At 75.6% G+C, this 13,995-nt stretch carries 15 protein-coding genes; 2 read left to right on the top strand and 13 right to left on the bottom strand.

The window, feature by feature from the left end; all coding sequences use genetic code 11:
• Positions 1 to 43: 43 nt before the first annotated feature.
• The 5 genes from trpA to PHY01_RS04025 are packed head-to-tail and all read right to left on the bottom strand — an operon-like array spanning position 44 to position 5,244.
• A complete protein-coding gene (gene trpA, locus PHY01_RS04005) occupies positions 44 to 850 on the bottom strand; it encodes a tryptophan synthase subunit alpha (protein ID WP_141277145.1) in 807 nt (268 codons plus the stop codon).
• Positions 847 to 2,199 (bottom strand): tryptophan synthase subunit beta, encoded by a 1,353-nt coding sequence (gene trpB, locus PHY01_RS04010; RefSeq protein ID WP_218029992.1) that lies wholly within the window; start codon positions 2,197 to 2,199, stop codon positions 847 to 849. The genes trpA and trpB overlap by 4 nt, the downstream gene beginning before the upstream one ends.
• Before the next feature lie 13 nt (positions 2,200 to 2,212).
• Positions 2,213 to 3,043: an indole-3-glycerol phosphate synthase TrpC gene (gene trpC, locus PHY01_RS04015; protein WP_141277146.1), complete on the bottom strand. Its 831-nt coding sequence runs from the start codon at positions 3,041 to 3,043 to the stop codon at positions 2,213 to 2,215.
• Positions 3,044 to 3,103: 60 nt separating this feature from the next.
• Positions 3,104 to 3,634: a Trp biosynthesis-associated membrane protein gene (locus PHY01_RS04020; protein ID WP_141277147.1), complete on the bottom strand. Its 531-nt coding sequence runs from the start codon at positions 3,632 to 3,634 to the stop codon at positions 3,104 to 3,106.
• On the bottom strand, positions 3,631 to 5,244 hold the full coding sequence (locus PHY01_RS04025) for an anthranilate synthase component I (protein ID WP_141277148.1): 1,614 nt from the start codon (positions 5,242 to 5,244) through the stop codon (positions 3,631 to 3,633). Before PHY01_RS04025 ends, PHY01_RS04020 begins: the two co-directional genes overlap by 4 nt.
• 146 nt (positions 5,245 to 5,390) lie before the next feature.
• Between PHY01_RS04025 and PHY01_RS04030 the strand changes: the two genes are divergently transcribed.
• Complete coding sequence (locus PHY01_RS04030) at positions 5,391 to 6,005, top strand: TetR/AcrR family transcriptional regulator (RefSeq protein WP_141277149.1); 615 nt, start codon at positions 5,391 to 5,393, stop codon at positions 6,003 to 6,005.
• Here PHY01_RS04030 and hisI read toward each other — a convergent pair.
• From hisI to PHY01_RS27885, 4 genes are read right to left on the bottom strand one after another with little or no spacing between them, the layout of a single operon-like run.
• Positions 5,981 to 6,370, bottom strand: coding sequence for a phosphoribosyl-AMP cyclohydrolase (hisI, locus tag PHY01_RS04035; protein WP_141277150.1), 390 nt, complete (start codon positions 6,368 to 6,370; stop codon positions 5,981 to 5,983). The two genes, PHY01_RS04030 and hisI, sit on opposite strands and share 25 nt — an antisense overlap.
• Positions 6,367 to 7,155, bottom strand: a complete 789-nt coding sequence (gene hisF / locus PHY01_RS04040; protein WP_141277151.1) for an imidazole glycerol phosphate synthase subunit HisF — start codon at positions 7,153 to 7,155, stop codon at positions 6,367 to 6,369. Before hisF ends, hisI begins: the two co-directional genes overlap by 4 nt.
• Entirely contained in the window at positions 7,155 to 7,928 is a 774-nt protein-coding gene (gene priA / locus PHY01_RS04045) for a bifunctional 1-(5-phosphoribosyl)-5-((5-phosphoribosylamino)methylideneamino)imidazole-4-carboxamide isomerase/phosphoribosylanthranilate isomerase PriA (RefSeq protein WP_141277152.1), read from the bottom strand. The genes hisF and priA overlap by 1 nt, the downstream gene beginning before the upstream one ends.
• Before the next feature lie 22 nt (positions 7,929 to 7,950).
• Entirely contained in the window at positions 7,951 to 9,582 is a 1,632-nt protein-coding gene (locus PHY01_RS27885; protein WP_141277153.1) for a serine/threonine-protein kinase, read from the bottom strand.
• Positions 9,583 to 9,654: 72 nt separating this feature from the next.
• Between PHY01_RS27885 and PHY01_RS04055 the strand changes: the two genes are divergently transcribed.
• On the top strand, positions 9,655 to 10,347 hold the full coding sequence (locus PHY01_RS04055) for an SDR family NAD(P)-dependent oxidoreductase (RefSeq protein WP_141277154.1): 693 nt from the start codon (positions 9,655 to 9,657) through the stop codon (positions 10,345 to 10,347).
• Here PHY01_RS04055 and hisH read toward each other — a convergent pair.
• Genes hisH through hisD form a run of 4 tightly spaced genes read right to left on the bottom strand, consistent with a single transcriptional unit; the run spans position 10,344 to position 13,991 of the window.
• Entirely contained in the window at positions 10,344 to 10,979 is a 636-nt protein-coding gene (gene hisH, locus PHY01_RS04060) for an imidazole glycerol phosphate synthase subunit HisH (protein WP_141277155.1), read from the bottom strand. The genes PHY01_RS04055 and hisH overlap by 4 nt on opposite strands.
• A complete protein-coding gene (gene hisB, locus PHY01_RS04065) occupies positions 10,979 to 11,578 on the bottom strand; it encodes an imidazoleglycerol-phosphate dehydratase HisB (protein WP_141277156.1) in 600 nt (199 codons plus the stop codon). Before hisB ends, hisH begins: the two co-directional genes overlap by 1 nt.
• On the bottom strand, positions 11,575 to 12,675 hold the full coding sequence (locus PHY01_RS04070) for a histidinol-phosphate transaminase (protein WP_141277157.1): 1,101 nt from the start codon (positions 12,673 to 12,675) through the stop codon (positions 11,575 to 11,577). Before PHY01_RS04070 ends, hisB begins: the two co-directional genes overlap by 4 nt.
• A complete protein-coding gene (gene hisD, locus PHY01_RS04075) occupies positions 12,672 to 13,991 on the bottom strand; it encodes a histidinol dehydrogenase (RefSeq protein ID WP_141277158.1) in 1,320 nt (439 codons plus the stop codon). Before hisD ends, PHY01_RS04070 begins: the two co-directional genes overlap by 4 nt.
• Positions 13,992 to 13,995: the final 4 nt, after the last annotated feature.

Below are 13,995 nucleotides of genomic sequence, written 5' to 3' on the forward strand. Positions count from 1 at the left end.
CCCCACGCTAGCGTCCCGCCCCGCGGCGGTCCGGGTGGGGGCGTCAGGCCGGGGTGGGGGCCGGGCGGCCCGCGCGCGCGACGCCGTCCGCCAGCTCCGTCGCCAGCGCCCGCACCCCGTCGACGCCGCCGGTCTCCGCGGCCGTGACGAAGGCCGAGCCCACGATGACGCCGTCGGCGAACCCGGCGACCTCCGCGGCCTGCGCACCGGAGCGCACCCCCAGCCCGACGCCGATCGGCAGCGAGGTGTGGGCGCGGCAGCGCGCGACGACCCCCGACGCCGCCCCGCCCACGGCGTCACGCGCGCCGGTGACGCCCATGACCGAGGTGGCGTAGACGAAGCCCCGGGACGCGGCCGTCGTGGACGCGATCCGCTCCTCCGTCGACGACGGCGCGACCAGGAAGATCCGGTCCAGGCCGTGGGCGTCGGAGGCCGCCAGCCACTCGTCGGCCTCGTCGGGGATGAGGTCGGGGGTGATCAGGCCCAGCCCGCCCGCGGAGGCGAGGTCGCGGGCGAAGGCGTCGACGCCGTAGCGCAGCACCGGGTTGAAGTAGGTCATGACGACCGCGCGCCCGCCCGCCGCCGTGACGCGCTCGACGACCGTCAGCAGGTCGCGCAGCCGGAACCCGGCCCGCAGCGCGGTCTCGGCGGCGGCCTGGATCGTGGGCCCGTCCATCACGGGGTCGGAGTAGGGCACGCCGATCTCCAGCAGGTCGCACCCCCCGTCGACCATCGCGTTCAGCAGGTCGACCGACCCGTCGACGGTCGGGTACCCGGCCGGCAGGTAGCCGATCAGCGCCCCCCGCCCCTGCTCCCGGCACCCCGCGAAGACCGACCCGACGCCGCTCATCGCTGCACGCTCCCCGTGTCGGCGCCCGCGGGCGACGGCTCGTCGGCCAGCGTGCGGTCGGCCGTCGCGCCCTCGGCGATCGCGGTGCCGCTGGCGTCCTGCGCGCTCTCCCCCTCGGCGATCATCCCGAACCACTTCGCCGCCGTGTCGACGTCCTTGTCACCGCGCCCGGAGAGGTTCACCAGCACGATCCCGTCGGGCCCCAGCTCGCGCCCGAGCCGCAGCGCCCCGGCGATCGCGTGCGCCGACTCGATCGCCGGGATGATCCCCTCCGTGCGGCACAGCAGCGCGAAGGCGTCCATCGCCTCGGCGTCGGTGACCGGCTCGTAGGTGGCGCGGCCGAGGTCCTTGAGCAGGGCGTGCTCGGGGCCGACACCGGGGTAGTCGAGCCCCGCGGAGATCGAGTACGACTCGCTGGTCTGGCCGTCGGTGTCCTGCAGCAGGTAGCTCATGGCCCCGTGCAGCGCGCCGGGCGAGCCCTCGCTCAGCGTGGCGCCGTGCCGACCGGTCTCGACGCCGTCACCGCCGGGCTCGAAGCCCACCAGGCGCACGGCGGGATCGTCGAGGAAGGCGTGGAAGATCCCGATCGCGTTGGAGCCGCCGCCGACGCAGGCCGCGACGGCGTCGGGCAGCCGGCCCGTCATCGCCTGCACCTGCTCGCGCGCCTCCAGCCCGATGACGCGGTGGAAGTCGCGCACCATCGTCGGGAACGGGTGCGGGCCGGCGACGGTGCCGAGCAGGTAGTGCGTCTCGTCGACGTTCGTGACCCAGTCGCGCAGCGCCTCGTTGATCGCGTCCTTGAGCGTCCGGGACCCGGTCTTCACCGGGATCACGGTGGCGCCGAGCAGCCGCATCCGGGCGACGTTGAGCGCCTGCCGCTCGGTGTCGACCTCGCCCATGTAGACGACGCACTCCAGGCCCAGCAGCGCGCACGCGGTGGCCGTGGCGACACCGTGCTGGCCCGCCCCGGTCTCGGCGATGACGCGGGACTTGCCCATCCGCTTCGTCAGCAACGCCTGACCCAGCACGTTGTTGATCTTGTGGGAGCCGGTGTGGTTGAGGTCCTCGCGCTTGAGCAGGATCCGCGCCCCGCCCGCGTGCTCCGCGAGCCGCGTGGCGTCGGTGAGCGGCGACGGGCGGCCGGAGTAGTCGCGGTGCAGCCGGTCGAGCTCGTCGAGGAACCCCCGGTCGGCGCGGGCCTTCTCGTAGGCCACGGCCAGCTCGTCCAGCGCCGCGATCAGCGCCTCCGGCACGAACCGGCCGCCGTAGCGACCGAAGTGGCCGCGCTCGTCGGGCTCGTGTCCCGAGGGCGTCTCGATGCCCTCGCTGGCCTTCACGGAGGTACTCACCCCGGAAGCCTAGTCAACGGACCATTCGCGAGCACGAGGGATGGAAACCCGCCGCCACCAGCCCGCGCACCGCGGCGCGCGGGTCTCCGCTGGTGACCAGGCCCTCGCCGACCAGCACCGCGTCGGCGCCCCATCCGGCGTAGGTCAGCAGGTCACCCGGGCCGCGGACGCCCGACTCGGCGACCCGCATGACCTCGCTCGGCAGCCCCGGCGCGATCTGCCCGAACACCGTCCGGTCGACCTCGAGGGTGTGCAGGTTGCGCGCGTTGACCCCGATGACCTTGGCCCCCGCCTCCAGCGCGCGGTCGGCCTCCTCCTCGGTGTGCACCTCCACCAGTGCGGTCATCCCGAGGGACTCCACGCGGTCGAGCAGCGAGTCGAGCGCGTTCTGCTCCAGCGCGGCGACGATCAGCAGCACCAGGTCGGCACCGTAGGCCCGGGCCTCGTGGACCTGGTAGGGGCTGACGACGAAGTCCTTGCGCAGCACCGGCACGTCGACGACGGCCCGCACCGCCGCGAGGTCGGCGAGCGAGCCGCCGAAGCGCCGCTCCTCGGTGAGCACGCTGATCACCCGCGCCCCGCCCTCGGCGTAGGACGCCGCGAGCTCGGCCGGGTCGGCGATCGATGCCAGGTCGCCCTTGGACGGGCTGCGGCGCTTGACCTCGGCGATCACGCCGATCCCCGGGGCCTGCAGGGCGGCCATCACGTCGCGGGCCGGGGCGGCCGCGGCCGCGCGCCGCTTGATCTCGGCGAAGTCGACGGCGGCCTCGCGGACCGCGAGATCGGCGCGGACGCCGTCCACGATGGAATCGAGAACACTTCCGCCTGCACTGCTGTGATCCACGCGGTATCGCCCCCTTCCGGGATCTCACCTGTCGGGCCGGATCTTCACGCGCCCGTCATGCTAGCCAGGCCCCGCCGTCGGGTCCCGACCGGCGTCGAGGTCCTGCCAGGCGGCACGGTCCGGGTCGGACGGCGCCGGGCGCGCCCCGGGGGCGGCGTAGCGGGCCCCCAGCCGGGGCAGCCGCCGCTCCCGCATCAGCACCACCAGCCCTGCGGCCACCAGCAGTAACCCCCCGACCACGGCCAGCAACGGTGCCGCCGTCGTGCCGGCCGCGGTGAGCAGGGACGCCACCGCGGACACCGCGACCGCCGCACCCGCGAGCACCAGCAGCCCGCCGACGACCCGCCGCAGCGGGCCCCCGGTCGCGACCACCCCCGCCACCCCGGCCAGCGCGAGCAGCGCGACCCCGCCGAACGCGGGCCGGGCCTGCGCCCCCGTCACCTCGACGACCTGCTGCCCGCCCCCGGGCACCGCCTCGGTGACCCGGTACCAGACGGCCTGCGACCCGCCCCACAGCGCGGCCGCCGCCGCGACCAGCCCGGCACAGACCGGGCCCAGCAGCCGGGACCGCCCGGGCGGGGCCGCGGTCACGCCGCCCCGTCGCCCGCCGGCCGCCCGGCCGCCGGCCCCGTGCGCGGCTCCGCGAGCGTCGCCGCCGGCCCCGTGCGCGGCTCCGCGAGCGTCGCCGCCGTGGCCACCGCCGACAGCACCGCCCGCGCCTTGTTCAGGCACTCCGCGTCCTCCGCGACCGGGTCGGAGTCGGCCACGATCCCGCCCCCGGCCTGCACGTAGGCGACCCCGTCGCGGATCAGGGCGGTGCGGATCGCGATCGCGGTGTCGGCGTTGCCGGCGAAGTCGAGGTAGCCGACGATGCCGCCGTAGAGCCCGCGCCGGGTCGGCTCCAGCTCCTCGATGATCGCCATCGCGCGCGGCTTCGGCGCCCCGGACAGCGTGCCCGCCGGGAAGCAGGCCGTGACGGCGTCGACGGCGTTGCGGTCGGCCCGCAGCCGGCCGGTCACCGTGGACACCAGGTGCATCACGTGGCTGTAGCGCTCCACCGAGAAGAACGAGTGCACCTTGACGGTGCCCGGCTCGCAGACCCGCCCGAGGTCGTTGCGCCCGAGGTCGACGAGCATGACGTGCTCGGCGCGCTCCTTCTCGTCGGTGCGCAGGTCCTTCTCCAGCTGGAGGTCCTCCTCCTCGGTGGCCCCGCGCCAGCGCGTGCCGGCGATCGGGTGCGTGGTGGCCACCCCGTCGACGACGGTGACCAGCGCCTCCGGGGAGGACCCGACGATGTGGAAGCGGCCGCCGTCGGCCGCCTCCAGGTTGAGCAGGTACATGTACGGGCTGGGGTTGGTGGCGCGCAGGACGCGGTAGACGTCGAGCGGGTCGGCGTCGCACGCGGTCTCGAAGCGCTGCGACACCACCACCTGGAACGCCTCCCCCGCCCGGATCTGCTCCTTGGCCACCTCGACGGCCGCGTGGTGCTGCGCGGGGGTGCGCCGCCGGAGGAAGTCGGGCTCGGCGGGCGCGTACACCGCCACCGTGGACGGGGCGGGCGCGGCCAGCTCGGCGGTCATCCGGTCCAGCCGGGCCACGGCGTCGTCGTAGGCCTCGTCGACGCGCTCGTCGGAGGCGTCCCAGTTGATCGCGTTGGCGATCAGCGTGATCGTGCCCTCGTGGTGGTCGACGGCCGCGAGGTCGGTGGCCAGCAGCATCACCAGCTCGGGGACGCCCATGTCGTCCGCGGCGAGCGCCGGCAGCCGCTCCAGCCTGCGCACGACGTCGTAGCCGAGGTAGCCGACCATCCCGCCGGTCAGCGGCGGCAGCCCGGGCAGCGGCTCGCTGTGCAGCTCCTCCACGACGGTGCGCAGGACGGCCAGCGGGTCGCCGTCGGTGGGCAGCCCGGCCGGGACGTCACCGGTCCACACCGCCGAGCCGTCGACGACGGTCAGCGCGGCCGCCGACCGCGCACCGACGAACGACCACCGCGACCAGGACCGCCCGTTCTCCGCGGACTCGAGCAGGAACGTGCCGGGACGGTCACCGGCCAGCTTGCGGAAGACCCCGACGGGGGTCTCGTCGTCGGCGAGCAGGCGGCGGGCGACCGGGATGACCCGGTGCCCCACCGCCAGCGCGCGGAACTCCTCACGGCTGGGGGTGACCGCGCCCAGGGTGCGGGCGGCGAACAGTGCGGTCATGCGGGCATCCTCTCAAACGACCCGGGCCCCGGACGGCGAGGCGGCCGCCCGGCCGGCGCGCACCCTCGTGGCCCCGCGCGCACGCTCGACGGTGCGCGCGTGGCCGGGACGTGCGCGCGGAGCCGGGCGGCGGGCGCTGCGCGACAATGCCGGGCGTGGCCGTCCCCCAGGAACCCGCCCGGCGCCGCGGCCGCCGCCGCAGTGGGGCCGACACGCGGGAGCAGGTGCTCACCGCCGCCCGGGCCGCGTTCGCCGAGCGCGGCTACGACGGGGCGACCGTGCGGCACATCGCCGAGCGGGCCGGTGTCGACGCGGCGATGGTCCACCACTGGTTCGGCTCCAAGGACGCCCTGTTCACCGCGTCGCTGGACATCCCGCTCGATCCGGCGGCCGTGTTCCCCGAGCTGCTGCACGGCCCCCGCGACCAGCTCGGCGAGCGGCTCGTCACGCGTTTCCTCACGCTCTGGGACGCCACCGGGGGCGCCCCGCTGGCGTCGATGCTGCGCAGCGTCGCCGCGCACGACGACGCCGCACGGATGCTGCGCGACTTCGTGACCCGGGTGATCCTCACCCGGGTCGTCGCGACGCTCGGGCCCGACCAGCCCGACCTGCGGGCGGCGCTGGTCGGGTCGCAGCTCATCGGGCTCGGCATGGCCCGCTACGTCGTGAAGCTGGAGCCGCTCGCCTCGGCCGACCACGCGACGGTGGTGGCCGCGGTGGCGCCGACGGTGCAGCGCTACCTGACGGGCCCGCTCGGCTGAGCGTCGGCCGGCGCCAGCAGCACGTCGGCGTCGAAGCAGGTGCGGGTGCCGGTGTGACAGGCCGGGCCCGTCTGGTCGACCACGACCACGACCGCGTCGCCGTCGCAGTCCAGGCGCACCTCGTGCACGGCCTGGGCGTGCCCGGAGCTCTCGCCCTTGACCCAGTACTCCTCCCGGGAGCGCGACCAGTACGTGGCGCGGCGGGTGGTCAGCGTGCGGTGCAGCGCCTCGTCGTCCATCCAGGCGACCATCAGCACCTCGCCGGTGCCGCGCTGCTGGGCCACCGCGCAGACCAGCCCGTCGGCGTCGCGCTTGAGCCGGGCCGCGATCGCCGGGTCGAGCCGGGAGTCGAGCACGCGGGTCATCGGACCTCCACCTCGGCCTCCCCGAGCGCCTGCTTGACGTCGCCGATCCGGAAGTGGCCGAAGTGGAACACCGTGGCGGCGAGCACCGCGTCGGCCCCGGCCCGGACGGCGGGGACGAAGTGCCCGACCTCGCCCGCTCCCCCGCTGGCGATCACCGGCACGTCGACGCGGGCCCGCACCGCGGCGATCATCCGCAGGTCGAACCCGGCGCGGGTGCCGTCGGCGTCCATCGAGTTGAGCAGGATCTCCCCGACGCCCAGTTCCTGGCCGCGCGCGGCCCACTCGACGGCGTCGATGCCGGTGCCGCGGCGCCCGCCGTGCGTGGTGACCTCCCAGCCCGACGGCGTGGGCGCGTCCCCCTCCGGCACGGTGCGGGCGTCGACCGAGAGCACGATGCACTGCGACCCGAACCGGCGGCTGGCCTCGTGCAGCAGCTCCGGGCGGGCGATGGCCGCGGTGTTGATCGACACCTTGTCGGCGCCGCTGCGCAGCAGCACGTCGATGTCGTCGGTGGCCCGGATGCCGCCGCCGACCGTCAGCGGGATGAACACCTGCTCGGCGGTGCGGCGCACCACGTCGAGCATGGTGGCCCGCTCCCCCGACGACGCGGTGACGTCGAGGAAGGTCAGCTCGTCGGCGCCCTCGGCGTCGTAGACGCGGGCCATCTCGACCGGGTCGCCCGCGTCGCGCAGGTCGACGAAGTTGACGCCCTTGACGACGCGGCCCCGCCCGTTCTCGTCGGCGGAGACGTCGAGGCAGGGGATGACGCGGACGGCGACCCCCATCAGCCGGTGGCCCGCTGCGCCGAGGCCGCCTCGACGGCGCGCATCGCGGCCAGCGCCTCGGGCAGGGTGAACCGGCCCGCGTAGAGGGCCTTGCCGACGATCGACCCCTCCAGGTTGACGCCCTGGGCCGCGATCCGCGCCAGCGCCTCCAGGTCGGCGATCTCCGAGATCCCGCCGGAGACGATCACCGGGGCCTTCGTGGCGTTGGCGACGTCGCGCATCAGGTCGGTGTTGGGGCCCTTGAGCATGCCGTCCTTGCCGACGTCGGTGACGACGTAGCGGGCGCACCCGTCGCGGTCGAGGCGCTCCAGGGTCTCCCACAGGTCGCCGCCGTCGGTGGTCCAGCCGCGCGCGGCCAGGCGGTGGCCCTGCTCGGTGATCCGGACGTCGAGGCCGACCGCGATCCGCTCGCCGTGGGCGGCGATCGCGCGGGCACACCAGTCCGGGTTCTCCAGCGCGGCGGTGCCCAGGTTGACCCGCGCGCAGCCGGTGGCCAGTGCCCGCTCCAGCGAGGCGTCGTCGCGGATGCCGCCCGACAGCTCGACCTGCACGTCCAGCTCCCCGACGACCGCGGCCAGCAGCTCGGCGTTGGAGCCCCGGCCGAACGCGGCGTCGAGGTCGACGAGGTGGACCCACTCGGCTCCGTCGTGCTGCCACTGCAGCGCGGCGTCGCGGGGGGCGCCGTAGCCGGTCTCGGTGCCGGCCTCGCCCTGCACCAGGCGGACGGCCTGGCCGTCGGCGACGTCGACCGCGGGCAGCAACGTGAAGGTCACGGCGGGCAGCCTACCGAGGGCCTCAGAACGGGGTGTTCGTCAGCCACCAGGTGTAGACGTCGTCGGGGTCCTGGCCCGCGACGAAGCCCTGCATCAGCGACGACCGCGTGCCCCAGGCGACCACGTAGACGCTGGTGCCGTCCTCCAGCGTGGTCGTGCCGCAGACCAGGTCGTAGCCCGCGTACTCCACCGAGGCGTCGCCGCCGATGGCGCAGTCCTCGTCCTCCCCGGAGGTGTTGCGGTCGACCGTGGCGAGCGACTCGGCGTAGGTCGGGACGTCGGCGAACTGCTGGAAGACGACCGCGGGCACGGCCGTGTCGGTGGTGGTGCAGCGGATCTGCTCGGTGGCGCCGTCGGTGAGCGGCTGGTCCTCGCAGGTCTCGGCGTAGAAGCCCGCCGGCTCCAGGCGCCCGAGCAGGCCACCGGCGGCGACCGGCCCCGCCGTGGTGCCGGCGGTGACGCCCCCGGCCGACGGGACGGTCGGGGTGGCCGCGGTCGTCGTCGCGGCCGGGCGCGGCCACAGCACGACCGCGGTGACGACGAGCGCGGCGAGCACCGCGGCCGCCACGGCGACGAGCGGCCCGCGGCGGCGCGCACCGCCCCGGGGCGCCCCGCCGTGCGGACCGGGGCCGTACGGGGCCGGCGCGGGGGCGCCGTGGGCGTAGGGGTGGGCGACGTGCGGGGCCGGGCCGAAGCCGGTCCCGGCCGGCGGGCCGAGCCGGGTGCGGTCCGCGGCGGGCGCCGGGGGCCACGACGGCGGCGGGGTCGGCGCGCCGGTGCCGCCGGGGTGCATGCGCGTCACCGGTGCCGCGACCTGCCGGGCCGGGGCCTGCGGGGGTGTCCCGGTGAGGGCGTGGGTCGCGGCCGCGGCGAGCTCGCCCGCGGTGCGGTGGCGCCGGTCGGGGTCCTTGGCCATGCCCCGCGCCACCACGGCGTCCAGCGCGGGCGGCACACCGGGCACCGACCGGCTCGGCACGGGCGGCTCGGCCGACAGGTGCGCGTGCATCAGCGCGGGCCCGCTCGCCCCGGCGAACGGCGGCTGCCCGGTGAGCAGCTCGAACAGCACGCAGGCCAGCGCGTAGACGTCGGCGCGGTGGTCGACGCGGTCGCCCAGGAACCGCTCGGGCGCCATGTAGCCCAGCGTCCCGACGGTCGCGCCGGTGGCGGTCAGCGCGGAGTCGCGGGAGCCGTCGACGGCGCGGGCGACGCCGAAGTCGGCGAGGTAGGCGAAGTCGCCGGTGAGCAGCACGTTGGCCGGTTTGACGTCGCGGTGCAACAGGCCGCTCGCGTGGGCGGCGTCCAGCGCGCTCGCGACCTGGGCCACGATCGGCACCGCGCGCGCCGCGGGCAGCGGGCCGTCGGTGGCGAGCACGTCGGCGAGGTCGCGGCCGGTGACCAGCCGCATGTCGAGGAACAGCCGCCCGTCGATCTCGCCGAAGTCGTGGATCGGGACGATGTGCGGCTCGGTCAGCCGCGAGGCGATCGCCGCCTCCTTGCGGAAGCGGGCACGGAAGTCGGGGTCCTCGGCCAGGTGCGCGGGCAGGCGCTTGAGCGCGACGGTCCGGTCGCGGCGCGTGTCGTGGGCGCGGTAGACCTCCCCCATCCCGCCCCGCCCGACCAGCTCCTCCAGCCGGTACGGCCCGAACTGCTCCATCGCGATCCCTCCCTCTGTTCTCCCGGTGGAGTCGCCGCGCGCCCGGAAGGTTTCGGACCTAGCGTGCGAAGTATGGATCTCGACGGGGCACGGGTGCTGGTGGCGGGCGCGAGCGGCGTCCTGGGCGCGGCGGTCGCACGGTCGCTGGACGGGCGCGGGGCCCGGTTGGTGCTGGCCGGGCGCGACGCGGCGCGGCTGCGCGACGTCGGCCCCGACGCCCCCGCGCTCACCTTCGACGCGCTGGACCTGGAGCGCTGCGCGGCCGTCGTCGACGAGGCGGCCGACGCCCTCGGCGGCCTCGACGTGCTGGTCGTCGCGTTCGGCGTCGCCGCGTTCGGGCCCGCCGAGCAGGAGGACGACGTGGTCACCGAGCACCTGCTCACCGTCAACACGATGGCGCCGATGGCGATGGCGCGCGCCGCACTGCGGCGGATGGAGACCGGCGGGACGGTCGCGGTGCTCAGCGCGATCCTCGCCGACCACCCCACCGCCGGGATGGCCGCCTACACCGCCAGCAAGGCGGGCCTGTCCGCCTGGCTCACCGCGGTGCGCCAGGAGCAGCGCCGCAGGGGCGTCACCGTCTTCGACGTCCGCCCGCCGCACATCGAGACCGGCCTCGCCGACCGCGCGATCGTGGGCACGGCGCCGTCGATGACGGCCGGGGCGACGGTGGACGAGCTGACCGAGCTCGTCGTCGACGGGATCCGCGACGGGCGCCGCGAGCTGCGCTACGACCTGCGCGAACGGTCCTTCGCCGGACGCTAGCCGACGACGTCGCGCAGCCAGTTCCGCAGCACGGCGGCGCCGGCGTCGCCGGACTTCTCGGGGTGGAACTGGGTGGCCGCGAGCGCGCCGTTCTCCACCGCCGCCACGAAGTCCTCGCCGTGGTGGGCCCAGGTGACCAGCGGCGGGCGCAGGGCCTCGGAGGGCTCCAGCTCCCAGCGCCGCACACCGAAGGAGTGCACGAAGTAGAAACGGGTCCTGGCGTCGAGGCCCTGGAACAGAGTCGACCCGGCCGGGGCCGCCACGGTGTTCCAGCCCATGTGCGGCAGCACGTCGGCCTTGATCTGCTCGACGGTGCCGGGCCACTGCCCGCAGCCCTCGGTGCGCTCGCCCCACTCGACGCCCAGGTCGAACAGCACCTGCATCCCGACGCAGATCCCGAGCACCGGCCGTCCGCCGGCGAGGCGGCGGTCGATGATCCGCGGCCCGTCGATCCCCCGCAGCCCGGCCATGCACGCGGCGAACGCGCCGACCCCGGGGACGACCAGCCCGTCGGCCTCCAGCGCGGCGTCGGCGTCGGCGGTGACCGTGACGTCGGCCCCGACCCTGGCCAGCGCGCGTTCCGCGGAACGCAGGTTGCCCGAGCCGTAGTCGAGCACGACGATCCGCGCCATCAGAGCGTGCCCTTCGTCGAGGCGATGCCGGTGATCCGGGTGTCCGCCTCCACCGCGGCGCGCAGGGCGCGGGCGACGGCCTTGAACTCGGCCTCGGTGATGTGGTGCGGGTCGCGGCCGTCGAGCACGCGCACGTGCAGGGCGAGGTGGCCGTGGAAGGCCAGCGACTCGAACACGTGGCGGTTGAGCACCGTCGGGTAGTGCCCGCCGACGACGAACCCCGTCATGACGTCGGGCTCGCCGGTGTGCACGGTGTACGGGCGCCCGGAGACGTCGACGACGGCCTGCGCCAGCGCCTCGTCCATCGGGATCCAGGCGTCGCCGAAGCGGCGGATGCCCTTCTTGTCGCCGAGCGCCTGGAGGATCGCCTGGCCGAGCACGATCGAGGTGTCCTCGACGGTGTGGTGCGCGTCGAGGTCGACGTCGCCGGTGGCGCGCACGGTGAGGTCGAACGCCCCGTGCTTGCCGAAGGCGTCGAGCATGTGGTCGAAGAACGGGACGCCGGTGGCGATCTCCGTCTTCCCGGTGCCGTCGAGGTCGATCTCGACGAGCACCGTCGACTCCTTGGTGATCCGCTCGACGCGGCCGATGCGGGTCATGCCAGCTCCTTCGTTGCGAGATCGGTGGCGACGGCGAGGAACGCGTCGTTCTCCTCGGGCGTGCCGACGGTGACCCGCAGCCGCTCCGGGATCCCGACGTCGCGGATCAGCACGCCGCGGTCGAGGAAGGCCTGCCACGCGCGCGGGGCGTCGGTGAACGCGCCGAACAGCGCGAAGTTGGCGTCGCTGGGCACCACGTCGTAGCCCGCGCTGCGCAGCTCGTCGACGACGCGGTCGCGCTCGTGGCGCAGCAGCGCGACCGAGCCGAGGGTGGCCTCGGCGTGCCGCAGCGACGCCCGTGCGGCGGCCTGGGTGAGCGCCGAGAGGTGGTAGGGCAGCCGGACCAGCTGCAGCGCGTCGACGACGGCGGGCGCGGCCGCGAGGTAGCCCAGCCGCCCGCCGGCGAACGCGAAGGCCTTGCTCATCGTGCGGCTGACGATCAGCTTATGGCCGTGGGTGTCCAGCAGCGTGACGGCGCCGGGCCGGTCGGAGAACTCCGCGTAGGCCTCGTCGACCACCACGATCCCGGGCGCCGCGTCGATCAGCACGGCCAGCTCGGCGGGCTCCAGCGACTGGCCGGTGGGGTTGTTCGGGCTGGTCAGGAACGTGATGTCCGGCCCGGTCGAGCGCAGCAGCGCGGCGGCGGCGTCGACGTCGATCGCGAAGTCGGCCCGGCGCGGGGCGGGCAGCCACTCGGTGCGGGTGCCCGCGGCGATGATCGGGTGCATCGAGTAGCTCGGCTCGAAGCCCACGGCCGTGCGCCCGGGCCCGCCGAAGGCCTGCATGATCTGCTGCAGCACCTCGTTGGAGCCGTTGGCCGCCCACACGTTCTCCGCCGTCAGCGGCACGCCGGTGGCGCCCGTCAGGTAGGCGGCGAGATCGGCGCGCAGGGCCGTGGCGTCGCGGTCGGGGTAGCGGTGCAGGTCGGCCGCGGCCGCGGCGGCGGCCGCGGTGACGTCGGCGACCAGCTCGGGCGGCGGCGGGTACGGGTTCTCGTTGGTGTTGAGCCGCACCGCCACGTCGAGCTGCGGGGCGCCGTAAGGGGTCTTGCCGCGCAGGTCGTCGCGCAGCGGGAGGTCGTCGAGCGTCACCTTCACGTGCGGAACCTCGCCGTGACGGCCTGCCCGTGCGCCGGCAGGTCCTCCGCACCGGCGAGGGTGACGACCGATTCGGCCACCTCGCGCAGCGCGTCCTGCGAGTAGTCGATCACGTGGACGCCGCGCAGGAACGTCTGCACCGACAGTCCGGCGGAGTGCCGGGCGCAGCCGCCGGTGGGCAGGACGTGGTTGGACCCGGCGCAGTAGTCGCCCAGCGACACTGGTGCCCACGGCCCGACGAAGATCGCCCCGGCGTTGCGGACGCGCAGGGCCACCGCGCGGGCGTCGGCGGTCTGGATCTCCAGGTGCTCGGCGGCGTAGGCGTCGACGACCGCGATCCCGTCATCGAGGTCGGAGACCAGCACGGTGCCCGACTGCGGCCCGGTGAGCGCGGTGCGGATCCGCTCGTCGTGCTTGGTGGCGGGCACCTGCGCGGCCAGCTCGGCGTCGACGGCGTCGGCCAGCGCGGGCGAGGTCGTGACCAGTACCGACGCCGCGGCCGGGTCGTGCTCGGCCTGGGAGATGAGGTCGGCGGCGACGTGCACCGGGTCGGCGGTGTCGTCGGCCAGTACGGCGATCTCGGTGGTGCCGGCCTCGGCGTCGATGCCGATCAGGCCGCGCAGCAGCCGCTTGGCCGCGGTGACGTAGATGTTGCCGGGGCCGGTGACCATGTCGACGGGCTCCAGCTCACCGCCGTCGGTGTCGGTGCCGCCGTAGGCCAGCAGCGCGACGGCCTGCGCGCCCCCGACCGCCCACACCTCGTCGACGCCCAGCAGCGCGGCCGCGGCGAGGATCGTGGGGTGCGGCAGCCCGCCGTGGTCGGCCTGCGGCGGCGAGACCACCACCAGCGACTCCACGCCCGCCTCCTGGGCGGGGACCACGTTCATCACGACGCTCGAGGGGTACACCGCCCGCCCGCCGGGGGCGTAGAGCCCGACGCGGCGCACCGGCACGAACCGCTCGGTGACCGTGCCGCCGGGCACGACGGAGGTGACGATGTCGGTGCGGCGCTGCTCGGCGTGCACGGTGCGGGCCCGCTCGATCGCCACCTCGAGGGCGGCGCGCACCTGCGGGTCGAGGGCGGCGAGCGCGGCGGTGACCGTCTGCGGCGGCACCCGCACCGAGGACGAGCGCACGCCGTCGAACCGCTCGCCGAACTCCAGCGCCGCCTCCGCCCCGCGCTCGCGCACGGCCTCCACCAGCGGCCGCACCTGGTGCAGCACGGTGTCGACGTCGACCTCCGCGCGGGGCAGCAGGGCCCGCAGGGCGGCGGTGGTGGGGAGCTTCTGGGGGCGCAGGTCGGTCCGGCGGAGCATGGTC

Origin of the sequence: Pseudonocardia hydrocarbonoxydans (genome assembly GCF_006539565.1) — a bacterium.
GTDB classification, from domain to species: domain Bacteria; phylum Actinomycetota; class Actinomycetes; order Mycobacteriales; family Pseudonocardiaceae; genus Pseudonocardia; species Pseudonocardia hydrocarbonoxydans.